Consider the following 22,457-nt stretch of genomic DNA (forward strand, 5'->3'; position numbering starts at 1 on the left):
GGGGTGGCGGTGGCCGTGCGATGAAATTCCGAGATGCGGAAAATGAATATCGTCTTGTGAAAGAGTCAACGCCGCTGGTTCGGCCTTGTCAAGAGTGATAACCAATGCCTATCGCCAGGCTGGGTGAGCCGAACATGGCCTCTACGAACCACATTCCCGATGCCGCCCTACGCGATTTGCACCACGTGCACACAGAAGACACCCGGATCGAATGCGCCTGGAACTACGTCGCCGTCGGCACTGGCCATCCGGACGGTATCGCGATCTGGCGCCGCTTCGCCGCTGCCCTCGAGCGCTACTAGTTCGGACTGTTCGGTGACGATATCCGAGCAGAGGTCGAGCTTTCGTTTGTTGAATTCCGTTGGGACAGAGATGCATTAGCCGCTGGGTGCACGTGCATGCGCCGGCGGACCGTCAGCGTGTTGAAGCCGTCGAGGCCGATCGTCCTCACGTCAACTCGTTGAGCCGGCTGAACCGCGCCGCGGCGATCGGGTTGGCATCGGCCACGAGATCGGCGAATCGGTAGTTGGCGATCTTGGCGATCTCGATGAGGGCGAACGCCTTCTCGGCGGCAGGAGAATTGTCCATCCGCGACCAACCGTTGCGCAGCACCCGGTCGAACCGCTCGGTCTCGCGGGCACAGATCACCAGGGGGAATCCGAAATGCTCGCGATAGGCCGTGGCCAATTCGACGACGTCGTTGTGGTCGTCCTCGCTGAGGTTGCTCAGCGCGACGTGGTCAACGGCCAGTGCATGACCGGTGTCGTCCTCGGCGCCCAGATTCGGGAAGGCGCGGATCAACTCGAGTTGCTGCTCGGAGGAGCCTGTGAGGACCGCGTCCTGAAAGGCCTCACGCAGCGACGCCGTATCGGTGAACGGGCGCTGTCCGATGGCCCGCTCGATCGCCCACGGCACATCCTGGACGACGTGGCCGAACACTTCGGTGAAGCGGTCCGGTGTCATGGCGTTGACCTCGCTGAGGGTGATCGAACCGCCGCCTGCCACTCGGGGGCCGCGCGAACCGGTGTGGAAGAAGACGATATTGAGCAGTATCGCGGCAACGGCCCCGATGCTGATGCCGCTGCCGAACAACAGGTCCACTCCCGATGGCATCGCCTTGGCCACATCCGGATACGCCGTGACCCACAGCGCCAGCGCCAGGCTCGTGGTCACGATGATCAGGTTGCGATGGTCGGTGAAGTCGACCTTGCCCAACGTCTGGATACCGACCACTGCCACCGTGGCGAACAGCGTCAGCGCGGCGCCGCCGAGGACAGGATTGGGGATCGACGAGACGACGGCGGCGACCTTGGGCAGAAACCCCAGCACGATCATGATGACCCCGGCGGCGGCCACCACCCATCGGCTCTTGACTCCGGTGAGCCGGACCAGGCCGACGTTCTCCGAGAACGCGGTGTAGGGAAACGAGTTGAACGCGCCACCGATCGCCGTGGCCAGTCCGTCGGCGCGCAGCACATTGCCGATGTCGGAGGGTTTGACCCTCTTGCCGACGATCTCACCGGTGGCGATCGTCGAACCCGTCGACTCCACCGCGGTGATCATCAGCACGATGATCATGGTCAGACACGCCACGACATCGAATTTGGGCATGCCGAACAGGAACGGCGGGGTGAAGCCGAGTGCCGATGCCGCACCGACCTTGTCGAAGTTCATGTCGCCCAGCAGGTAGGCCGCAACGCATCCGATCACGAGGCCGAGCAACACTGCGATGGTCGCCAGGAACCCGCGGAACAGTCGCTGGATCGCCACGATGATCGCGATGGTGCCCAACGCGTAGAGGAACCACCGGATGTTGCTCGCGTCGACCGCTCCGGTGTGCGGGTTGGTGACGGCGTCGTGCGCGCCCACCGGAACCAGACACAGACCGATGATCGTGATCAGCGTTCCGGTGACCACCGGCGGGAAGCACTTCAGGAGCTTGATGAAAATCGGAGCGATGAGGAACGTGAACACCCCGGCGACGATCACCGCGCCGTAGACGTAGAGCAGGCTTGCCGCTCCGCTGCCGTGGGCCAGGCCGATCGCGATGATCGGTGACACTCCGGCGAAGGTCACCCCCTGCAGCAGCGGCAGGCGCACGCCGATGTTCCAGAAGCCGACGGCCTGGATGATCGAGGCGATGCCGCAGGTGAACAGATCGGCAGTGATCAGCTTGACGAGATCCTCCGGCGGCAGGTCGATCGCGCCGGCGATGATGATCGGCACCAGGACCGCTCCGGCATAGAACGCCACAACGTGCTGGAAGCCGTAGGTGGCCAGCTTGCCGACGGGCAGCACCTCGTCGACGGGGTGCACGCGCCGCTTCGCGCGGTGGATGATCGAAGCCGACATCGCTCAAGAATCCGACGGCCGGGGTGCTTTCGCGTGTCGTGCGCGTTTCGCCTGCGTTGCGGGCAACCCGGCCACCTGCCCGGCTGCGGCTAGGGTCGTGCCATGAGCGGATCGGGCGACGAGAGTTTTCTGACCGTCGTTGTCGCGCTCGGCGCCAACGCGCTGATCGCGGTCGCCAAGACCCTGGCCGCGGTGGTGACCGGTAGCGCCTCGATGCTCGCCGAGGCCGCACATTCCTGGGCGGACACCGGCAACGAGGTGTTCCTGCTCATCGGCACCCGCAAGTCAAACAAGCCCGCCGATGCCGAGCACCGCCTTGGCTACGGCAGGGCGAGCTACATCTGGTCGATGTTCGCGGCCTTCGGGCTGTTCACCGTCGGCGCGGTGGTCTCGATCTGGCACGGCATCCAATCGCTGGGCGGGGAAGCCGAAGCCACGTCGTACGGGTGGGCGTACGCGGTGCTGGCGGTGTCCTTCGTGTTGGAGGGAACCTCGTTCCTGCAGGCGTTTTCGCAGACCCGCTCGGGTGCGGTGCAGCGGCGCATCCACCCCCTTCGCTACGTGCGCGTGACGTCAAACCCCATGCTGCGCGCCGTCTTCGCCGAGGACCTCTCGGCACTGATCGGCATCGTGATCGCGACCGGTGGCATCCTCGCGCATGAACTCACCGGCAACGCCGTCTGGGACGCGATCGGCTCCATCCTGGTCGGCCTGCTGCTCGGCGGCGTCGCACTGTTCCTCATCGGGCGCAACATGGACTTCCTCACCGGTGAAGCGGTCACGCCGCTGGCCCGCAACAACGCCCTGCTCGCGCTCCGGGAACACCCTGACGTCGAACGGGTCAGCTATCTGCACATGGAGTGGGTCGGTGCCAACCGCATCTATCTCGTCGCCGCCGTCGATCTGGTCGGTGACGCCGCCGAATCCAATGTCGCGGCTCGACTCGGCACCATCGTCGACTCGCTGCAGTCTCGCCCGGAGATCGTGCGCGCGGTGCTGACTCTCACGCGCCCCGGCGACACCACCGACCTGCTGCCCAGCGAGCTGCCTGACTGGTACCGCTGAGTCAGGTTGAATTGGGGCGTGGCCGAAACCAATCCTCAGATCGTCAGCGCCAGCCGGGAGATCGCCGCTCCGGCGGCGACCATATTCGAGCTGATCGCCGACCCCACCCAACAACCCCGCTGGGACGGCAACGACAACCTGGCGCAGGCGGAAGCCGGGCAGCGGGTGCACGCCGTCGGCGACGTGTTCACGATGACGCTCACGGTGGGCGCGGTGCGCGAGAACCACATCGTGGAATTCGAGGAGGGCAGGCGCATCGCGTGGCGACCGTCGGAGGTCGGCAAAGAACCGCCGGGACACCTGTGGCGCTGGGAGCTCACGCCGCTCGATGACGGGCGCACCGCCGTCACGCACACCTACGACTGGACGGCGCTGACCGACGAGAAGCGTTTGGTGCGCGCCCGCGCGACCACGGCGGACATGCTGCTGGCCTCGATCGACCGGTTGGCCGCGCTGGCCGAGGGCTAGCGCCCGGCAGCGAACTCGCGCAGCGCTGCCACCTGGGCGGGATCCAGTGAGGGACGGACGGTTTCGCGGGCTTTCGCGACGTCGGCCGCGGTGACGTCGGCGGCGTCGATGGAGCGACGCATCGCCGTCAGCGCCGACTCCCGCAGCAGCGCAACGCAGTCGGCGGCACTGTAGCCGTCCAACTCCGAGGCCAGCGCGTCCAGGTCGACATCGGCTGCCAGCGGTATGGATTTGCCTGCGGTGCGCAGGATTTCGCGGCGGGCCTCGGCATCGGGTGGTTCGACGAACACCAGCCGCTCGAGGCGACCGGGCCGTAGCAACGCCGGGTCGATGAGGTCGGGCCGGTTGGTGGCGCCGAGCACGACGACGTCGCGCAGCGGATCGATGCCGTCGAGTTCGGTCAGCAGCGCGGCTACCACCCGGTCGGTCACCCCGGAGTCAACACTCTGCCCACGCCGCGGTGCCAACGCGTCGATCTCGTCGAGGAACACCAGCGACGGCGCGGAATCGCGAGCCCGGGCGAACAGTTCCCGGACCGCCTTCTCCGACGAGCCGACCCACTTGTCCATCAGCTCAGCACCTTTGACGGCGTGCACCGACAGCCGCCCGGAGCTGGCCAGGGCCCGCACCAGGAACGTCTTGCCGCACCCGGGCGGGCCGTAGAGCAGCACACCGCGCGGCGGCTGCACACCGAGCCTGGCGAAGGTGTCGGGATGCTGCAACGGCCACAGCACCGCCTCGGTCAGGGCCTGCTTGGTTTCGACCATGTCGCCGACATCGTCGAGGGTCACCGCACCGACCGAGACCTCTTCTGCCGCAGACCGTGACAACGGCCTGATCACCGTCAGTGCCCCGGCCAGATCTTCTTGTCGCAGAACGGGTTCCGCGCCGTCGGTGCTGGCGCGCGCGGCGGCCCGCAGTGCGCCCTCGCGCACCACGGCAGCCAGGTCGGCGATCACGAATCCCGGTGTGCGGTCGGCGATGTCGCCGAGATTCAAGTCGACCGACGGCACCGGACGCAGCAGCACCTCCAGCAGTGCCTTGCGGGTCGCGGCGTCCGGCAGGCTCAGCCCGAGCTCGCGGTCGCACAGATCGGGTTCTCGCAGCCGGGGGTCGACGGACTCGGGCCGGGCCGAGGTCGCGATGAACGCCACCCCGCGGGTGGCCACGGCGCTGCGCAGTTCCGCGAGGATCAGGGTGGCCACCGGATCGGCGGGCCGGTCGGTTCCTGCGGGCAGCAGTGCGTCGACGTCGGTGATCAGCAGCACCCCGCCGCCGTCACGCACGGCCTGCACTGCGGCCGCCACGCGTTTGAGCCGCTCCTCCGGGTGCAGTGCACCCACCTCGGGGCCGTCCAGCTCTACGTGCCGCCGCGCTGCGCACACCACCCGCACCATGGTGGCCTTGCCGACCCCGGCCGGACCGGACACCAGAACCCCGAGGTTGGCTGTGGCGCCCAGGGTTTCGAGCAGTTTGGGCTCATCGAGGGACAGCTTGAGCCATTCGGCCAGCTTGGCCGCCTGCAGGTGCTTGCCCTTCAGATCGTCGAAGCTGACCGTCGCGTCGGCCCGGGCGGGGCTGACGGTGTGCCGGCCGGCCGAGTCCGGGGCCACAGTGACAGCCGCAGCGACGGCGACACCGTCGCCCCAGGACACCACCGAATTCGGCTGCACGCTCACCGGACCGGCCGGGTCAACCCCGGTGACGGTCAGCAGCTCGGAGGTCCAGGTGATGCCCACCGAGGAAGCCAGGGCGCTGGTGGCCGCCGAGGTCGAAGTGCCGGGGCCGAGGTCACGGGGCAGCAGCGACACCGTGTCACCGACCGTCATCACCTTGCCCAGCAGCGCCAGCCGCAGCGTGGCCGACGAGATCGACTGGGTGGCCAGCTTGGATCCCGAAACCGTCACCGACCTCGCGCCGTACACCGTCACAGGCGCCACGATCACCGTGGCGTCCTCGCGCAATCCGGCGTTGGAGAGCGTCACATCATCGAGCAGTGCGGTTCCCGTCGGCGTCCCCGGCGCGGCGATGCCTGCCACCGCCGCGGTGGTGCGCGAACCGGTCAGCGCCACCGCGTCCCACTCGCGCAGACCCAGCGCGGCAAGCACCTCGGGGTGCAGCCGCACCACGCCGCGGCGCGCGTCGAGGGCGGAGGTGTTCAAGCGGGCGGTCAACCGAAGGTGGCTGGGCGCGGAATCCTCGCCGACGTCGACCGTGGTCACCTCAGCGGGGGCTTCCGCAGCCCCAGGCGCGCCATCGAGCGCCGGTGCGGCTGGGCGCGGCGGATGGCACGGCGTTGGGCGCGGCGCTGCCGCGGTTTGTCGTCCCACGATTCCGGATGCGCGGCCACCCAGTGTTTGGTGCGCACCGCAAACGGGATGTGGATCACGTAGGCCACGGCGATCACCATGATCACGATGTAGCCGTAGAACACCGAGGCCGCCACGCCGATGGCCACGAGGGCCAGCAGGGGAGCCACCATGTTCGGCGACACCGTGAAGGTATGGATCTTGCGCATGGGAATGCGGCTGACCACCAGCAGCGAGACGCCGATCATCCAGACGATCACCACCCATTCGGCGACCACGCTGTCCCACCAGGGCCCCGGGAACTGCATCTTGGCCGCCAGCGGGACGATCGTGCCGATCGCGCCGGCCGGAGCAGGCATCCCGACGAAGTACTCCTTCTCGTACGCGGGCTGATCCACGTCGAGCAGCGCATTGAACCGCGCCAGCCGCAGCACGATGCACACCGCGTACAGCAGGACGACGATCCAGCCCAACTGGGAGTGGGACAGCAGCGTCGCGTACACGATGAACGCCGGTGCCACACCGAAGTTCACCGCGTCGGCCAGCGAGTCGATCTCCTCGCCCATCTTGGAGGTGGCCTTGAGCATGCGGGCCACCCGGCCGTCGAGGGCGTCGAGGATCGCCGCGACCGCCAGGAACGCCATGGCCTGGGTCGGCAGACCGTCAAGGGCCATCTTCACCGAGGTCATGCCCAAGCAGATGGCGGCGACCGTCAACGCGCTCGGCAGCATCCGGACCGGCATCGCAGGCGGTTTGATGCGGGCCTTGATCATGGCAGCTCCGCCAATACGGTTTCGCCGGCCAGCGCCCGCTGGCCCCTGCTGACAAGCAGTTTGGACCCGACAGGCAGGTAGGTGTCCAGGCGCGAGCCGAACCGGATCAACCCGTAGGTCTCCCCGATGGCCAGCGTGTCGCCGACCCGCGCATCACACACGATCCGCCGCGCCACGAGGCCCGCGATCTGCACCGCGATCACCTGGACGCCTTCGGGGGTGCGGATCACCACACTGTTGCGCTCGTTGTCTTCGCTGGCCGCTTCCAGTTCCGCTGAGTGGAACCGCCCGGGCCGGTGCGCAACGGCCACCACCTCACCACCGATCGGCGCGCGCTGCACATGCGCGTCGAGCACCGACAGGAAGATGCTGACCCGCGGCAACGGGGTCGCTGGCAAACCCAGCTCGGCGGGCGGCACCGCGTCCTGGATCAGGCACACCAAGCCGTCCGCCGGTGAGACCACCACACCGCTTCGGGTCGGGGGCACCCGGGGCGGATGCCGGAAGAAGGCGGCGTTGGCGCCGGCCGCGAGCAGCCCGGTGCGCCGTATCCAGCGGTGATTGCGTCCAAGGGCGGCGATAGCAAGGCTCGCGCCGACGAACGGCAGGCCGGCGGAATGCATGGGCGGAACGCTGGATCGCACCAGCGCCGCAAGGCGTTCTGGACCGGATTGGAGGTCGGGGCGTCTGGCCATCGGGAGGATTCTACGTGCGCCGGGTTATCTGAGGTCCCAGACCGGAACGGGCGCACCGGCGGCCAGTTCGGTGACGTCCTCGTCGATCTCGAGCAGGCAGTTCGCCGAGGCCAGCCAGCGCAGGTGATGCGACGCAGGAGGGCCGTAGCTGGTCACGGTGTCACCGGTAAGCACCCCGCGGCGGAACTGTCGTTTCCCGCGCGGCGAGGTCAGATCCTCGGTCAGAAACGCCGCGCGGCGCGGCCGGTCCGGCTGGGGATGGCCCATCGCGGCCCGCAGCGTGCCCCGGATGAACACCTCGAACGACACCAGGGCACTGACCGGATTGCCCGGCAGGGTGATGATGGGTGTGCCGTCGACCAGGCCCGAACCCTGAGGCATGCCCGGCTGCATGGCGACCTTGACGAACTCGATGTGGTCGGACAGGGCATCTTTGACCACCTCGTACGCGCCTGCGCTGACCCCGCCCGTGGTGATGATCAGATCGACGTCGGCGGCGTGGGCGGTCAGGGTGGCGCGGAAGGTGTCGACCTCGTCGGCGGACATCGGGGCGACGGTCACCTCGGCTCCGGCGTCGCGCACCGCCGCGGCCAGCATCACCGCGTTCGACTCGTAGATCTGGCCGGGCAGAAGCGGGATGCCCGGCGCCACCAGCTCGGAGCCCGTCGACATCACCAGAACGCGCTGCGGCGGCACCACCAGCAGGTCGGGGAGGCCCAGCGCGGCGGCCAGCCCCAGCGCGGCCGGGGTGACCAACTGTCCTGCCTGCAGCACCGTGGTGCCCGCAGTGACGTCTTCACCGGCGGTGCGGATGTGCTGCCCCGGCCGGACCGACGCCCGGATGGTCACGGTGTCGGTGGCGCCGTCGGTGGCTTCCACCGGTACCACGGCGGTCGCGCCCGACGGCACCGGAGCACCGGTCATGATCCGATGCGCGGTACCGGGTTTGAGTGTCAGCGGGTCGGTGCGGCCGGCGGGGATGTCCTCGGCGACCGGCAGCCGGACGGGGTGCCGATCGGTGGCGTCGGCGATGTCGGAGGCGACGACGGCGTAGCCGTCCATGGCCGAGTTGTCGAAGCCGGGCAACGACAGCGGCGCGACGACGTCGGCGGCCAGTGCCAGGCCCAACGTGCGCACCAGTGGCAATTGTTGTGGCGCACGGGTTTTGAACAAACCGGCGACGACGCTCTGATGCTCTTCAACGGTGCGCACGGTTATCACCATACTTTTCGGCTATCGGCTACGTGCGGCCCCGAGCCTGGCGGTGATGGAATCGCCGCGTCCGCACCCGAAACGAGCTCCATTCACCCAATGACACGCCGGCCGCCAGCGCCGTGCTGATCGCCAGCGCACCCAGCACTGAGGAAAACCCCACGTAACTCTGTTCGTTCAGAATCGCGTAGATGCCGTGCAGCAGCGAAAGGCCCGGCAACAGCGGGGTGATGCCCGCGATCGACACGAGCAGAGGCGGGGCCAGGTGACGGCGCTCCATCAGCCGCCCGACCAGGCCGACGGGAACCGCCGCGACAAATGACGACATCACCGGACCCAGTCCCACGCTCACCCCCAGCAGGTAACCGGCGATGGCGGTCGCGCCACCGAAAGCCGCGGCGATGGCCGCGGTGCGTTCGGCATAGCAGGCCAGGGCGAAGGCTGCCGCGCTCGCGGCGCCGAAACCCACCCGGACGGGCCATTCGGCCAGCGCAGGCGGTGGCGCCGCGCCGATGTCGATGGCCGGGGCGCCGAACCGGTTGGCGAGGTGCAACACCAGGGCCACCCCGGCGATCGTCGCGGCGGTCAGCATGAGCAACTCGAAGAAGCGGCCCGCTGCGGTGACGGGCGCGCCGGCGATGACGTCGCCCACCGAACCCACCAGCGAGAGCCCGGCGAGGATCACCACCAGCCCGGCCGCGATGGCGATCGGCGGCTCGAACGGCACGCCCTTCTTGAGGCACAGCCAGAAGACGATCAGTGGCGGCGCGGTCGCGATCACCCCGCCGATGGCGTACTGGAAGAAGAACGGGAGCCCCTGCTTGTTGAGGTACCGGTTGACCCGGTCGATCAACATGGTGCTCAACGCACTGACCAGACAGACCAGCAGGGTGCCGCCCAAGGTGCCTGCGGTCGCGAACGCCAGTGCGCCCCAGGCAAGAGTCGCAACCCAGCGCTTGTAGGGATGCGGGGCCGTGATGATGGCGTCCAGCTCGGCATGCGCATCCGCCGGGCTCAACTTCTGCGCGGTGATCTGGCGGATCAGCCGCCCGAGGGCCGCCAACCGAGTGAAATCCATGGACCTGGAGTGGACGATGTGCATGGAGCTCGCGGGCGGCAGCGTGGGCCCGCGATATACCGCGATGTGAATCGCCGTATTGACGACGTCGACTTCGCAATGCTCGATGCCGTACGCGGACACGACCTTGAGGACCTGGTGGCCGGTGGCGATCGCCGGTGTGCCCGATGCCATCAGGAGCGATCCGATGGTGCCCGCAAGGTCGAGCACAGCGCCGACCCGCGCGTCGTAGAAGTCGTCCGGCGCTTTCCGGTCGGGTCTGATCAGCGGGAAGCTGTCCGTCGGTGCTTCGGTCTCCCGCACCATCCGGCTCAAGATTCTGCGTTGCCGGGCCCGCCGCGGAGGCTGGCCCGCCGGATCGCGGGTCAACGGCACAGCGCTCCTTAGATCGGTGTAGGTGATATTCGATCACATCGGCCGCTGCCGGTACACGAGATCGGTCAGTCGCGGTTACACCGGATAACTGACGCCGGTGAGTTCCTCGGACACCGTCCACAACCGGCGCTGCAAATCCACATCATGTGACTGCTTGCTGGACTCAACCAGCTTGGGATGGCCGACCATCTCGCGGAAACCCGACGGGCCGTAGTACTGCCCGCCGCGCACGTCCGGATCGGTGGCCGCGCGCAGCGTCGCGAGCGCGCCGACCGCGGGGCTGTTGGTGAACAGGCTCGCCAGTTGGTTGAAGCCGGGCAGCCCGGTGCCGGGGATATGGCGCATCAGCTCGGTGTTCGACAGACCAGGATGGGCGGCCACGGCGATGGTCGGCTCGTTCTTGGCGGCCAGCCTGCGCTGCAGTTCGTAGGTGAACAGCAGGTTCGCGAGCTTGGACTGCCCATAGGCGGCCACCCGGTTGTAGCTGCGTTCCCACTGCAGGTCGTCGAAGTGGATGGCGGCCTGGATGCGGTGGGCGACGCTCGCGACGGCGACGACGCGTGAGCCGTCGACCGGCAGCAGGTGATCGAGCAGCAGTCCCGTGAGCGCGAACGCGCCCAGATGGTTGGTGCCGAACTGCAGCTCGAAGCCGTCGACCGTGGTCTGCTTCGGCGGGTACATCACGCCTGCGTTGTTGATCAGCAGATCGATGCGCGGGTACGCGGCCCGCAGTTCGTCGGCGGCGCTGCGCACCGAGTCCAGCGAACCCACGTCGAGGGCCTGCAGTTTGAGGTCGGCCTTGGGGTTCGCCGCGGTGATGCGGTCGACGGCGTCGCGGCCCTTGTCCGGGTTGCGCACGGCGACGACGACGTGCGCGCCCTTGGCGGCCAGCACACGTGCGGTCTCGTAGCCGAGGCCCGTGTTGGAGCCGGTGACGATCGCGACCCGGCCGGACTGGTCTGGCACGTCGGCCTCGGTCCACTTTGCATTGGCGCTCATGGGTCGACTCTACGGAGCATCGGGCATGCTCGAACCATGACACTTGTCGACCCGGCGTACCGCCCGAGTCGCAAGGCGCCGCTGGTGTGGGCGCTGGGCGCGGCCATCCCGTGGGCCGTGCTGGTTCCGGCCCAACTGATCTGGCTGTTGGTGGACCGCCGGATGCTGTGGCTGCACGCCGTGGTGGCGGCTGCCAGCGTGGCGGCGATCGTGTTGTTCGTGGTGGTGGTGCCGCTGTGGCGGTTCCGGGTGCACCGCTGGGATGTGCAGATCGATTCGCCGACGCCTGCGGTCTACACCCGGTCGGGTTGGCTGGTGCAGGAACGCCGCATCGCCCCGATCTCGCGAGTGCAGACCGTCGACACCCATCGCGGGCCGCTGGACCGCATGTTCGGCCTCGCGAACGTGACGGTGACGACGGCGTCGTCGGCGGGTGCGGTGCGGATCGTTGCGCTCGACGCCGACGTCGCCGATCGTGTCGTCGCGCGGCTCACCGACATTGCGGCGATCGGCGAGCAGGACGCGACGTGACCGAGCACCTGCCTGCGGAGCAGGCCACCCAGCCGCAGTGGAGCCGGCTGAGCCCGCGCATGCTGCTGGTCCACCCGGTTCATGAAGTGCTGCAACAGATTCCGCTGCTGGTGGGATCGGTGGTGCTGGGGTCGGCGACCGGGAACCCGCTCTGGACGGTCGCGGCGGTGACGCTCATGGTCGCGTTCGGCCTGGCCCGCTGGTTCACCACCAGCTACCGGATCGAGCCAGGCGAAGTGCAGTTGCGCACCGGGGTGTTGCAGCGCAAGACATTGTCGGTGCCGCGCAACCGGATTCGCTCGGTGTCCACGGATGCCCGGCTGCTGCACCGGCTGCTCGGCCTGACCGTGCTGCAGATCAGCACCGGTCAGGAAGCCAAGGGGGACACCAAGTTCGCTCTCGACGCGGTGGAAGCCGGGGAGGTGCCGCGGCTGCGGGCGATCCTGCTCGCAGATGCCGTGCCCGTGGCCGACGACGCCCCGCCCGGGCGGGAGCTGGCCCGCTGGCAGCCGTCGTGGCTGCGGTACAGCCCGCTGAGCTGGACCGGTCTGGCCATGATCGTCACCGCCGTCGGAGTCTTGTATCAGACGGGAGTTGGTGTCGCGCTGGACAATTCGCAGTTGGCCCGGTCCGGGCTGGATGTTGCCCAGCGGTTGGGTGTCGCCGTCACAGTCACCATCGTGGTGGTGGCGCTGCTGACCCTGTCGGTGGTGCTCTCGGTGCTGCAATCCCTGGTCGCCTACGCGAATCTGGTGCTGCGCCGCGACGCCGATGTGCTGCATCTGCGGCACGGGATGCTGCGGGTGCGCGAGCACACCTACGACATGCGCAGGCTGCGGGGCGGGACGCTGCGCGAACCGCTGCTGGTCCGGATCTTCGGCGGGGCCAGGCTGGACGCGGTGATGACCGGCGTCGGCGGTGAAGGTCAGGCGTCGCTGCTGCTGCCGCCCTGCCCGGCCGCCACGGCCCGCGACGTGCTGAGCGACCTCATCGAGCAGCCCGATGCGGTGGCCGGGCCGCTGCGATCACACGGACCCGCGGCGTCGCGTCGACGCTGGACCAGGGCGTTGGCGTTGCCGGTGCTGGCCGCGCCGGTGCTGCTGATCGTCGGGGTACCGGCCTGGGCGTGGATCGCGTGGAGCGTGCTCACCGCGGGCGCGGTGGCCGTGGCCGCCGATCGGGCCCGGTCGCTGGGGCATCGCGTGGACGCGGGTTGGCTGGTGGCGCAGGCAGGCAGCCTGGAACGTCGACGGGACTGCCTGGACGCGGCAGGCATCATCGGCTGGACCGTGCGGCAGACCCTGCTGCAGCGGCGCGCCGGGGTCGCGACGCTGATCGCGGCGACCGCGGCGGGACAGAAGCACTACCGCGTCATCGACGTTCCCGCCGAACAGGCCTGGGAGATCGCGGCATCGGCGACCCCGTGGTTGGCCGGCACTGCCTGGTCCGAGGGGCTTGGCGCGTCCTGACTTGCGCTGGCCGGGCAGGCGTTTACTGTCGCTGCATGGCAATCGGTGGTGTGCTCTTCGACATCGACGGCGTGCTCGTCACGTCGTGGCAGCCCATTGCCGGGGCCGCCGAAGCGTTGCAGGCGCTCGAAGATCATCAGATCGCCCGGTCCTATCTGACCAGCACCACCACCCGCACCCGCGCGCAGATCGCCGAGTTGCTGACCGACGCAGGCATGAACGTCACGGCCGACGAGGTGATCACCGCCGCGGCGCTCACCGCGGACTACGTGCGCCACAAGTACCCCGACGCCCGGTGTTTTCTGGTCAACAGCGGGCAGATCGGCGAGGACATGCGCGGCATCGATCTCGTCTACTCCACCGACTTCACCGGGCCGCGGGCCCCCGAGACGCCCGACGTGGTGTTGCTCGGCGGTGCCGGGCCGGAGTTCAGTCATCTGACGCTGAGCTGGGTCTACGACTGGATGGTTCAGGGGGTTCCCGTCGTCGCCATGCACCGCAGCACGTCGTGGACCACGACCGACGGGCTGCGCGTGGACACCGGTATGTATCTCATCGGTATGGAAGGGGCCTCGGGCCGCAAGGCCACCGCCGTCGGCAAGCCCGCCCCCGAGGGATTCCTGGCGGCGGCCAACCGGCTCGGGGTGAATGCCGACGAGATGTACATGGTCGGTGACGACCTCAACAACGACGTGCTGGCCGCTCAAGTGGTCGGCATGACAGGGGTGCTGGTGCGCACCGGAAAGTTCCGGCAGGCCACGTTGGATCGTTGGGCTGCAGACGAATTCGCGATGCAGCCCAACCACGTCATCGACTCGGTGGCCGACCTGCCGGACCTGCTGGGCCTCTGATCCACTCAGCGGGCCGGGTCGTCGGCCACCTCGATGTCACCGGCCTTGGCCGCGGCCCGCAGCTGATGGAAATCCTCGAGAGATTTGTCGGCGTAGGCATATGACCAGTCGAGGACGGCCGCGCTGACCTTCTCACCGTTGCCCACGTAGCCACGCAGAATCGACGCGTTCGCGCTCTGGGCATGGCCGCGGGCCAGCGCCAGTGCGCATGCCGCAACGTAACCCCCGAACGCGGTGACGGGCATGCCTTCGGTTTCGATGGTGCCTTTCATGTCCTGGAACTGCCTGACATAGAAGTCGCGGCCGTCGCCGCGGGCGGTGCCCAGGAACACATCCGACATCGCCTGGAGCATCCGTTGGCCGTCGACTACCCGGGTGCCCTGCCCACGCCCGCACCGCGTCGTCCAGGGAGCCCGGCTGCGCGATGCCACCGTAGGTTTCGAGCACCGACGCGGTGGCCTCCTTGACCTGTAGAACCAGCGGCTCGCCCGCCGGCCCGGTCAGGATGACCAGATAGCAGCGGGTCCCGACGCTGCCAACGCCGACGACGCGCCGCGCCATGTCGGTGATGCGGAAATGCGACAGCACCAGCGCCACGTCGGCCGGCACGCTGCCGAGATACTCCTGGACCGACTCGATCAGCGTTGTCTCCAGGTCGATGTCCAGATGCTGCAAAACCGGGGCTGCTCACGCAGCTGCAGGCCGCCGTCGGCGCCTGGCCGCCTGATCCGCTCGAACACCCGCACCGATGTCCGCTTGCGGGCATCGCGCGTCGTGCGGGTGATGACCTTCTGCAGGCTGCCCGACACCTCGTTGCGGTAGCGCTCCGGTTCGAAGCGCAGGTAGTAGCGGTCCAGCACCGACATCTCCAGCATGGTCTGCAGACCGTCGCGGTAGGCGATGATGGCCTTGTCTGCCAGCGTGCGGATGGCAGCCTCGGGATAACCCGCATGCCGACCACCCACGATGGCGCTCGTGATGAGACGTTTGACGTCCCACTCGGCCGGAGCCACCGCGGCTTCGTCGAAATCGTTGAGATCGAACACCAATTGGCGAACGGGCGCGGCGTAGATCCCGAAGTTCGACAGATGCGCGTCGCCGCTGCAAAACACCTGCACGCCGCTGGACGGGCCCGCTGCCAGGTCTGCGGCCATGACCGCTGCCGAACCTCGATAGAACGAGAACGGGTCGGTGAGCATGCGGGCGAACCGTAGCGGCACCAGCTCGGGCGCCCGGTTGCGGTTCGGCTCGACGAGGTTCTCGGTGGCACTGCGATGACTGGGAACCAGTTGTGCCAGAGCGCGTCTCGGGGCCGTCTTGCGCAGTGCGCGACCGCTGGCGACATCCTGCTCGGTGTCTTCGATGTCGATGACCCGTTCCCGCAGCGACAGGTTGGACATGCTTCGCAAGGTAGGGCGAGTTCGACGTAAACGTCATTGTCCTGCCGAAATCGCAGCATTTTCGTCAAGTTCGCGGCCCGTCCGCTCAGCGTCGACGATTCCGTTGCGTGAACCAGGTAGAGGACCGAAGTCCTGTTCTTTGTGACTTGAGTCAGCGCGGTTCGTGCCCTTTGGCCATTAGCGGCGACCTCCGCGAGATCTACTGTGACCAGCAGGTATTGGCGATGTCACAGGTCGCCCCAGAGTTAGGGGACCACGTCATGGTTACTGTCAAACTTCGGATTGTCGCCGTGGCCGGGCTGTCGGCGGCGGCTCTCGTCGGGCCGGTAGCGCTGGTCCACGCCGACGCACCCGCTGTGGGTACGGACTGCGGGTCGGGCCAAATCGGTGATACGGCAACGGCTCCCGATGGTGGCACCCTTCGCTGCATGGCCGACGAGTCGGGGCAGATCCACTGGTTGCCCGACACGCATGCGGTCACGACGATAGCGGACCTGCAACGTGCCGGCTACTCCGTGACCGTCGATCGAACCGGCGATCATCCGTTGCCGGACTGCGCGGTGGTGGCGGTGCACAATCCGATGACCGTCACCTCGTTGAACTCCGGCGGTACCACACCCGGAGGGTCGGGCACGATCGGTAACAAGCATCAGACGACGATCACCGTCAGCAAGACCATCGATGTGACGCTGGACTGCGCCGCGCAATAGTGCCTTCTCAGGCCTTCAGATCGCGCACCGCTTCGATGCGGGCCTTGAGCTGATCGGTCGTCGCCGCGGCCACCGGCGGCCCACCGCAGATACGACGCAACTCGTTGTGGATCCAGCCGTGCGGCTTGCCGGTGCGGTGATGCGCGATGGTCACCAACGCGTTGAGTTCGCGACGCAATTCCCGGATCTGGCCGTGCGTGGTGCGTGGCGGCGGGGGACCACCCGCTACCGCCGCCTGGGCAGTGCGCTTGTTGAGTTGTTCATCTTGCCTGCGGCGCAACAGGTCTCGCATCTGCTCGGCATCGAGCAGGCCCGGGATGCCGAGATAGTCGGCTTCCTCGTCACTGCCTGCCGGGGTTGCGGTGCCGAACGAGGCGCCGTCGAAGATGACCTGGTCCAGTTCGGCATCCGCGCCGAGGGACTCGAAGCCGTTCTCCAGCTCACTCTTCTCGTCCTTGCGCTTTTCGGCGGCGTCGAGCGCCTCGTCGTCGAGCCCGTCGGACTCGCGGTGGGGCTTGCCCAGCACGTGGTTGCGCTGCGCTTCCATCTCGCTGGCCAGAAGCAGCAGATTGGGCACCGAAGGCAGGAAGATGCTGGCGGTCTCACCGGGGCGCCGCGATCGCACGAACCGGCCGATGGCCTGGGCGAAGAACAGCGGCGTCGACGCGCTCGTGGCGTACACACCGACGGACAGCCGTGGGACGTCGACGCCCTCGGACACCATGCGCACCGCGACCAGCCACCGGCTGGTGCTCTGCGAGAACTGGCTGATCCGGTCCGAGGCGGCCGGATCGTCGGAGAGCACCACGGTAGGGGCCTCGCCGGTGATCTTGGTCAGCAGGTCGGCGTAGGCGCGGGCGGTGGTCTGGTTGGTGGCGATGATCATGCCGCCTGCGTCGGGCACGTGCTGACGCTTCTGCTGCAACCGCTTGTCTGCCGCGGCGATCACCGCGGGCATCCATTCGCCGGCCGGGTTCAGCGCTGTGCGCCAGGCCCGCGCGGTCTGCTCGGCGGTCAGCGGTTCGCCGAGGCGCGCGGCGTGTTCCTCGCCGGCACTGTCGCGCCAGCGGGCCTCGCCGGAATACGCCAGGAACACCACCGGCCGCACCACGCCGTCGGCCAGCGCGTCGGAGTAGCCGTACACATGGTCGGCCGTGGATCGTTGGAAACCGGCGCTGTCGGTTTCGTACTTGACGAAGGGAATCGGGCTGTCGTCGCTGCGGAACGGGGTACCGGTGAGGGCGAGGCGCCGTGTCGCGTCGTCGAACGCCTCGCGCATCGCGTCGCCCCAGCTCTTCGCGTCACCGCCGTGGTGGATCTCGTCGAAGATCACCAGCGTCTTGCGGCTCTCGGTGCGCACCCGGTGCCGCGTGGGGTGACTGGCCACCTGGGCGTAGGTGACGACGACGCCGTGGTACTCGGCCGACGTCTGCGAATTGGAGTTGCTGAACTTCGGGTCGAGAGCGATGCCGTTGCGCGCCGCGGACTGCGCCCACTGGATCTTGAGATGCTCGGTGGGCACCACCACGGTGACCGCGTCGACCGTGCGGTCGGCCAGCAGCTCCGCCGCGATCCGCAGCGCAAACGTCGTCTTACCCGCGCCGGGGGTGGCCACCGCCAGGTAGTCCCGTGGCTTGGCGGTCAAGTACTTCACCAGCGCCTTGCGCTGCCAGCCCCGCAATGCCTGGGTGCTGGGCGCTGCATCAGCCCGCACCCGAGGACTCCTCTCAGTCGGAAAGCAGTCTAGGCCAGTGCCTTACGTCAGCGCATATCCGCAGGACGCGTCGTCAGATGAAGAAGTTGTCGTTCTTGATGAACCACTCGGTGCGTTCATCGTCGCTCATGTCCGCCAGCTGGGCGAACCCCTCGAAGTAGACCTCGCGCGGCGCGCCAGGAGCAAACAGCATCAGCAACGACGTCGGCGCGTCGGACTCGTTGCGGAAGCCGTGGATCCCGCCCGGAGGCACGTAGAGGAAATCGCCGGCGTTGCCGTCCATCCACTCGGTGCCGTCGTAGAGCCGCACGGTGCCTGACAGTACGAAGAAGGACTCGGACATGGCCCGGTGGAAATGGGGACCCGGGCCGCCGCCTTTGGGGCTGATGTCCACCCGGTACAGGCCGTAATCACCGTTGGTCTGTTGCTGATTGGCCAGATAGTGGTACTTGACCAGGCCGAAGGAGTCGTAGTCGGGTGGTGGTCCACCGTTTTCCGGGGCGCGCCGGAGCGAGGCGCTGACTTCCGGTTCGTTCTTGGTATAGCGGGCCGGGGGATAGGGCGGCACGACAAGCGACACGCCCTTGAGCGTAGCCGTGCCCAGGCTCGATGCCAGGCAGCTAATCCACAGTTTGCGGACACGTGGGGTTCAACCTGCGCGCCTACCATCCGCCATGTGATCACCCGGCGGGCTTTTCTGGCCGCCACCGCTGTCGGTTCGTTGGCCGCAGCCGGTGTGCCTCGCGCCTTCGCCGCCCCGATTGCACCGGACCCGGGCAGTGTCGCGGCCACCAATCGCGGCCGGGCCCCGTCGCGGTGGGGGACCGCGCTGCCGGGCGTGCAGACGTCGTTCGCCCCCAGTGGCCGCCAGATCGCGCTCACCTTCGACGCCTGCGACGGCGCGTGTGACGACGCGTTGCTCAACACGCTGCAGAACTACGGTGTGCCCGCAGTGCTGATGTTCAACTCCCGCTGGATCGACCGCAACCCCGACCGCGCCGCGCAGTTGGCGGCCAACCCCTTGTTCCAGATCGGCAATCACGGCACCCGGCATCTTCCGCTGTCGGTCACCGGACGGTCCGCCTACGGCATTGCGGGCACGAGGTCGGTCGACGAGGTGGTCGATGAGGTGTGGCGCAATCACCAGCGGCTCACCGCGCTGACCGGCAGGGAGCCCGTCTGGTTCCGGCCGGGCACCGCGTACTACGACGATGTGGCCGTCGACATCGTCCACCAGCTCGGCGAGCAACCGCTCGGCTTTTCGGTCAACGGCGACCGCGGTGCGAGGGCGTCGGCCGCGACGGTTCGTTCCAACGTCATGGCGGCGGCGCCCGGGTCCATCGTGGTCGCGCACATGAACCACCCGAACTCGGGCACGCACGCCGGCATCGCCGACGCGATCCCGCAGATGCAGGCCGCCGGCTGGCAGTTCGTCACGCCGTCGTGATGTCCTGCAGGCTCGGGTAGCTCACCCCGGTCAGCTCCTCGGACACCGCCCACAACCGGCGCTGCGCGGCGGTGTCATGTGAGGCTGTGCTCGACGCGACGACCTTCGGGTAACCCCGCTGCTCGCCCAGGCCGTCGGGGCCGAAGTACTGTCCGCCCAGCACACCAGGGTCGGTGGCGGCACGCAGCGTCGGCAGGGCGCCCATCGAGGCGCTCTGGAAGAGCGGTTCGGCCAGCTTGGTCACGGCGCCGACCAGCGGCGGCAGGTTGCGGGTCAGCTCGGTCCGCGATCCGCCGGGATGTGCGGCGGCGGCGATGGTGCGGGTGCCGGTGAGCCGCCGCTGCAATTCGTAGGTGAACATCAGATTGGCGAGCTTGGCCTGCCCGTAGGCGCCGACCCGGCTGTAGCCGAGGTCCCACTGCAGATCGTCGAACCGGATGCCGCGTGCGAAGCGATGGCCGATGCTGCTGACCGTCACCACGCGTGAGCCCGGCACTGCGAGCAGATGGTCGAGCAACAGGCCCGTCAGCGCGAAATGCCCCAGGTGGTTGGTGCCGAACTGCAGCTCGAAGCCGTCTTTGGTGGTCGATTTCGGGGTGAACATCACGCCGGCGTTGTTGATCAGCAGATCGATGGTGGGGTGGTTGGCGCGCAGCGCGTCGGCGGCCGCGTGGATCGAGTCCAGTGAGGTCAGGTCCAGTTCCTGCAGGGTGACGCGGGCGCCGGGGTGGGTCTGCTCGATTTCCCGCGCGGCGTCTTTGCCCTTCTCGAGGTTGCGGACGGCCAGCACGACGTGGGCGCCCTTGGCCGCGAGCGCCTTGGCGGTTTCCAGTCCGAGACCGGTGTTGGCACCGGTGACGACGGCCGTACGGCCCGTTTGGTCCGGGATGTTGGCGGTGGTCCAGTGAGACATGAGAGACTCCTTGTCGGGTAAAACGGAGAGAGCGCTCCGGTTGCGTTTCAACTATACGGAACGTGCGCCCCGTTTTGTCAACGCTGTGAGTGGTGAGGTGATTCACGATGCGCGCGGACGCTGCCCGCAACCGTGCCCGGGTGCTGGACGTTGCCTATGAGACGTTCGCGGCCGAGGGCCTGTCAGTGCCGATCGACGAGATCGCTCGCCGCGCGGGGGTCGGAGCGGGGACCGTCTACCGCCATTTCCCGGCCAAAGAGGACCTGTTCCGTGCGGTGGTCGCCGAACGGATCCGGCTCATCGTCGAGAAGGCCCGCACCCTACTGGCCGACGCAGACCCCGCCGAGGCGCTGTTCCTGTTCCTGCGGGCGATGGTGCTGCAGTGGGGTGCCACCGACAAAGGCCTGGTCGACGCGTTGGCCGGCCTGGGTATCGACGTAAACGGCGTGGTGCCCGAAGCCGAGGGTGAGTTCCTCGGAGCGCTCGGCGAGTTGCTCGCGGCGGCCCAGCGCGTGGGGGCCGTCCGCAGCGATGTCACCGTTCCCGAAGTCAAGGCGCTGCTCGTCGGCTGCCAGGCGATGCAGAGCTACAACGCCGGTGTGGCCGAGCGGGTCACCGATGTCGTCTTCGACGGATTGCGGGCCCGTCCGGAGTAGCGTCGGCCACATGAACTTCGGCATCGCGACGTTCGTCGACGACGACAGCATCGATACGGTATCTCTGGCGCGCGCGATCGAAGAGCGGGGCTTCGCATCGCTCATCGTCGCCGAGCACAGCCACATCCCCGCGAGCCGGGAATCGGCCTATCCCAACGGCGGGGACTTGCCTGCGTATTACTACAACACGCTCGACCCGTTCGTCACGCTCGCCGCCGCCGCGGCAGTGACCTCCACGATCCAACTCTTCACCGGCGTCGCCCTGCTCATCCAGCGCGACCCGATCCACACGGCGAAGGAAGCCGCGAGCATCGACCTCATCTCCGACGGCCGCTTCGTCTTCGGCGTCGGCGCAGGCTGGAACCTCGAGGAAATGCGCGACCACGGCACTGATCCGAAGACCCGCGGTGCGCGCCTCGACGAGAGCATCGAGGCCATCAAGGCGCTGTGGACCGACGAACCCGCCGAATATCACGGCAAGTACATCAACTTCGAGCTGTCCTACTGCCGTCCCAAGCCGGTCCAGAAGCCACACCCGCCGATCTACGTCGGCGGGAACTCCGACGCCACGGTCAAGCGCGTGATCCGTCACGGCGCGGGCTGGATATCCAACGCATTGCCGCGCGAAGCGTTGGCCAAACGGATCGCCCAGATACGCGACGGCGCAGGCCACGATGTGCCGCTGGCGATGTTCGGCACGCCGCTCAAGCCTGACTATTGGCGCGCTGCCGAGGACCTCGGTTTCGGTCAACTCGGCCTGTTCCTGCCCTCGGTGGGCAAGGACGAGACGCTGCGGCTGCTCGACGACTATGCGGCGCAGGTACAGCAGTACCAATCCGGTTAGCCTTCACGGGTGAGGCGCAGAACCAACTGGTGGCTGGTCGCGTTGATCTCGGCCGCGGTGGTACTGAGCTGCGTCGGGTTGACGCTCGTGATCGGGTTCGTCGTCTTCTTCGTGTCTTTCGCCGACGACGACAATGTCGGTCCACATCAACTCGATGCCAAGGCGGCGGCCAAGGCGATGGAACAGCGGCGAATCGGCATCCCCGCCGGATTCACCTTCGAGGCCATGACCGTGCAGCGGGTCTTCTCCGGAGCCGACGGATACACGGGTCGCTACGCGGCGGCCGGGCGCTTCGACGACGCGGAACATGCTCTCGCGCAAGCTAATCCCGATTTCCCGGCGTTGCGGCGCGCAACCTGTGCCGACGAGATCGTGCATCACGACTTCGCGGAATTCGACGGGTTTCACTGCGACGCCCGCACCGAGCTGGCGGTCAGCACCCGGTCGCTGGACGGCGAGGATGTCCTGACCGACAACTACTCCGGCACCCCGCCCGACGCCGAGACCGTGCTGCTGGCGGGCAACGGCGATCAGGTGGAGCTCTTCGTGCTCTCGCGGGGGCATTGACGGGCAGTCGATATCCGCGCTGGCCGCAC

General features: G+C 67.9%; 22 protein-coding genes and 1 pseudogene. 11 read left to right on the top strand and 12 right to left on the bottom strand.

The features are described 5' to 3' along the window. Nucleotides 1–104 precede the first annotated feature (104 nt). Nucleotides 105–302 (top strand): hypothetical protein, encoded by a 198-nt coding sequence (locus tag A5784_RS26040; RefSeq protein ID WP_064947737.1) that lies wholly within the window; start codon nucleotides 105–107, stop codon nucleotides 300–302. A gap of 145 nt (nucleotides 303–447) precedes the next feature. Here A5784_RS26040 and A5784_RS26045 read toward each other — a convergent pair whose 3' ends face one another. Continuing rightward, complete coding sequence (locus A5784_RS26045) at nucleotides 448–2,352, bottom strand: solute carrier family 23 protein (protein WP_064947738.1); 1,905 nt, start codon at nucleotides 2,350–2,352, stop codon at nucleotides 448–450. A gap of 102 nt (nucleotides 2,353–2,454) precedes the next feature. On the opposite strand from A5784_RS26045, the gene A5784_RS26050 reads away from it, so the two are divergent. Then, nucleotides 2,455–3,417 (top strand): cation diffusion facilitator family transporter, encoded by a 963-nt coding sequence (locus A5784_RS26050; protein WP_064947739.1) that lies wholly within the window; start codon nucleotides 2,455–2,457, stop codon nucleotides 3,415–3,417. An 18-nt stretch (nucleotides 3,418–3,435) separates the two neighbouring features. Next, nucleotides 3,436–3,885, top strand: a complete 450-nt coding sequence (locus A5784_RS26055) for an SRPBCC family protein (protein ID WP_156750769.1) — start codon at nucleotides 3,436–3,438, stop codon at nucleotides 3,883–3,885. Here the strand turns inward: A5784_RS26055 and A5784_RS26060 are convergent. The 6 genes from A5784_RS26060 to A5784_RS26085 all read right to left on the bottom strand — a co-directional run bounded on the left by A5784_RS26060 (nucleotide 3,882) and on the right by A5784_RS26085 (nucleotide 11,326). Continuing rightward, a complete protein-coding gene (locus A5784_RS26060; RefSeq protein WP_064947740.1) occupies nucleotides 3,882–6,107 on the bottom strand; it encodes an AAA family ATPase in 2,226 nt (741 codons plus the stop codon). The genes A5784_RS26055 and A5784_RS26060 overlap by 4 nt on opposite strands. After that, nucleotides 6,104–6,967: a CDP-diacylglycerol--serine O-phosphatidyltransferase gene (gene pssA / locus A5784_RS26065; protein WP_064947741.1), complete on the bottom strand. Its 864-nt coding sequence runs from the start codon at nucleotides 6,965–6,967 to the stop codon at nucleotides 6,104–6,106. Before pssA ends, A5784_RS26060 begins: the two co-directional genes overlap by 4 nt. Further along, the gene (locus tag A5784_RS26070; RefSeq protein WP_064947742.1) at nucleotides 6,964–7,662 is read right to left on the bottom strand and encodes a phosphatidylserine decarboxylase; all 699 of its coding nucleotides are present in this window, start codon (nucleotides 7,660–7,662) and stop codon (nucleotides 6,964–6,966) included. The genes pssA and A5784_RS26070 overlap by 4 nt, the downstream gene beginning before the upstream one ends. Before the next feature lie 24 nt (nucleotides 7,663–7,686). Next, nucleotides 7,687–8,874, bottom strand: a complete 1,188-nt coding sequence (moeA, locus tag A5784_RS26075) for a molybdopterin molybdotransferase MoeA (protein WP_064947815.1) — start codon at nucleotides 8,872–8,874, stop codon at nucleotides 7,687–7,689. Nucleotides 8,875–8,902: 28 nt separating this feature from the next. Further along, nucleotides 8,903–10,327, bottom strand: a complete 1,425-nt coding sequence (locus tag A5784_RS26080; RefSeq protein ID WP_232006242.1) for a threonine/serine exporter family protein — start codon at nucleotides 10,325–10,327, stop codon at nucleotides 8,903–8,905. Between the two features lie 75 nt (nucleotides 10,328–10,402). Continuing rightward, nucleotides 10,403–11,326: an SDR family NAD(P)-dependent oxidoreductase gene (locus tag A5784_RS26085; protein WP_064947743.1), complete on the bottom strand. Its 924-nt coding sequence runs from the start codon at nucleotides 11,324–11,326 to the stop codon at nucleotides 10,403–10,405. Nucleotides 11,327–11,362: 36 nt separating this feature from the next. Here A5784_RS26085 and A5784_RS26090 point away from each other — a divergent pair, with 36 nt between their 5' ends. The 3 genes from A5784_RS26090 to A5784_RS26100 are packed head-to-tail and all read left to right on the top strand — an operon-like array spanning nucleotide 11,363 to nucleotide 14,177. Continuing rightward, entirely contained in the window at nucleotides 11,363–11,857 is a 495-nt protein-coding gene (locus A5784_RS26090; RefSeq protein ID WP_064947744.1) for a PH domain-containing protein, read from the top strand. 59 nt (nucleotides 11,858–11,916) lie between these two features. Next, a complete protein-coding gene (locus tag A5784_RS26095) occupies nucleotides 11,917–13,326 on the top strand; it encodes a PH domain-containing protein (RefSeq protein ID WP_064947817.1) in 1,410 nt (469 codons plus the stop codon). Nucleotides 13,327–13,361: 35 nt separating this feature from the next. Continuing rightward, nucleotides 13,362–14,177 (top strand): HAD-IIA family hydrolase, encoded by an 816-nt coding sequence (locus A5784_RS26100; protein ID WP_064947745.1) that lies wholly within the window; start codon nucleotides 13,362–13,364, stop codon nucleotides 14,175–14,177. Between the two features lie 5 nt (nucleotides 14,178–14,182). On the opposite strand, the gene A5784_RS39340 is transcribed toward A5784_RS26100, so the two are convergent. Continuing rightward, entirely contained in the window at nucleotides 14,183–14,608 is a 426-nt protein-coding gene (locus A5784_RS39340; RefSeq protein ID WP_286159440.1) for a DUF2252 family protein, read from the bottom strand. 43 nt (nucleotides 14,609–14,651) lie between these two features. After that, a pseudogene (locus A5784_RS39350) lies at nucleotides 14,652–15,577 on the bottom strand (DUF2252 family protein); the annotation flags it as partial. A 260-nt stretch (nucleotides 15,578–15,837) separates the two neighbouring features. Between A5784_RS39350 and A5784_RS26110 the strand changes: the two are divergent. Continuing rightward, the gene (locus tag A5784_RS26110) at nucleotides 15,838–16,287 is read left to right on the top strand and encodes a hypothetical protein (protein WP_156750770.1); all 450 of its coding nucleotides are present in this window, start codon (nucleotides 15,838–15,840) and stop codon (nucleotides 16,285–16,287) included. Between the two features lie 7 nt (nucleotides 16,288–16,294). On the opposite strand, the gene A5784_RS26115 is transcribed toward A5784_RS26110, so the two are convergent. Both A5784_RS26115 and A5784_RS26120 read right to left on the bottom strand, forming a co-directional pair. After that, nucleotides 16,295–18,001: a DEAD/DEAH box helicase gene (locus A5784_RS26115; RefSeq protein WP_064947747.1), complete on the bottom strand. Its 1,707-nt coding sequence runs from the start codon at nucleotides 17,999–18,001 to the stop codon at nucleotides 16,295–16,297. Nucleotides 18,002–18,074: 73 nt separating this feature from the next. Next, complete coding sequence (locus A5784_RS26120; RefSeq protein ID WP_064947748.1) at nucleotides 18,075–18,581, bottom strand: cupin domain-containing protein; 507 nt, start codon at nucleotides 18,579–18,581, stop codon at nucleotides 18,075–18,077. Nucleotides 18,582–18,677: 96 nt separating this feature from the next. Between A5784_RS26120 and A5784_RS26125 the strand changes: the two genes are divergently transcribed. Further along, entirely contained in the window at nucleotides 18,678–19,448 is a 771-nt protein-coding gene (locus A5784_RS26125) for a polysaccharide deacetylase family protein (RefSeq protein ID WP_064947749.1), read from the top strand. On the opposite strand, the gene A5784_RS26130 is transcribed toward A5784_RS26125, so the two are convergent. Next, nucleotides 19,435–20,361 carry an SDR family NAD(P)-dependent oxidoreductase gene (locus A5784_RS26130; protein WP_064947750.1) on the bottom strand — a complete coding sequence of 309 codons (927 nt, stop codon included), beginning with the start codon at nucleotides 20,359–20,361 and terminating at the stop codon, nucleotides 19,435–19,437. The two genes, A5784_RS26125 and A5784_RS26130, sit on opposite strands and share 14 nt — an antisense overlap. 107 nt (nucleotides 20,362–20,468) lie before the next feature. Between A5784_RS26130 and A5784_RS26135 the strand changes: the two genes are divergently transcribed. The 3 genes from A5784_RS26135 to A5784_RS26145 are packed head-to-tail and all read left to right on the top strand — an operon-like array spanning nucleotide 20,469 to nucleotide 22,428. After that, the gene (locus A5784_RS26135; protein WP_064947751.1) at nucleotides 20,469–21,017 is read left to right on the top strand and encodes a TetR/AcrR family transcriptional regulator; all 549 of its coding nucleotides are present in this window, start codon (nucleotides 20,469–20,471) and stop codon (nucleotides 21,015–21,017) included. 10 nt (nucleotides 21,018–21,027) lie between these two features. Continuing rightward, complete coding sequence (locus A5784_RS26140) at nucleotides 21,028–21,861, top strand: LLM class F420-dependent oxidoreductase (protein ID WP_064947752.1); 834 nt, start codon at nucleotides 21,028–21,030, stop codon at nucleotides 21,859–21,861. A 9-nt stretch (nucleotides 21,862–21,870) separates the two neighbouring features. Beyond that, nucleotides 21,871–22,428, top strand: a complete 558-nt coding sequence (locus tag A5784_RS26145) for a hypothetical protein (RefSeq protein WP_064947753.1) — start codon at nucleotides 21,871–21,873, stop codon at nucleotides 22,426–22,428. Nucleotides 22,429–22,457 lie beyond the last annotated feature (29 nt).

Origin of the sequence: Mycobacterium sp. 852013-50091_SCH5140682 (assembly GCF_001665685.1) — a bacterium.
Classification (GTDB): domain Bacteria; phylum Actinomycetota; class Actinomycetes; order Mycobacteriales; family Mycobacteriaceae; genus Mycobacterium.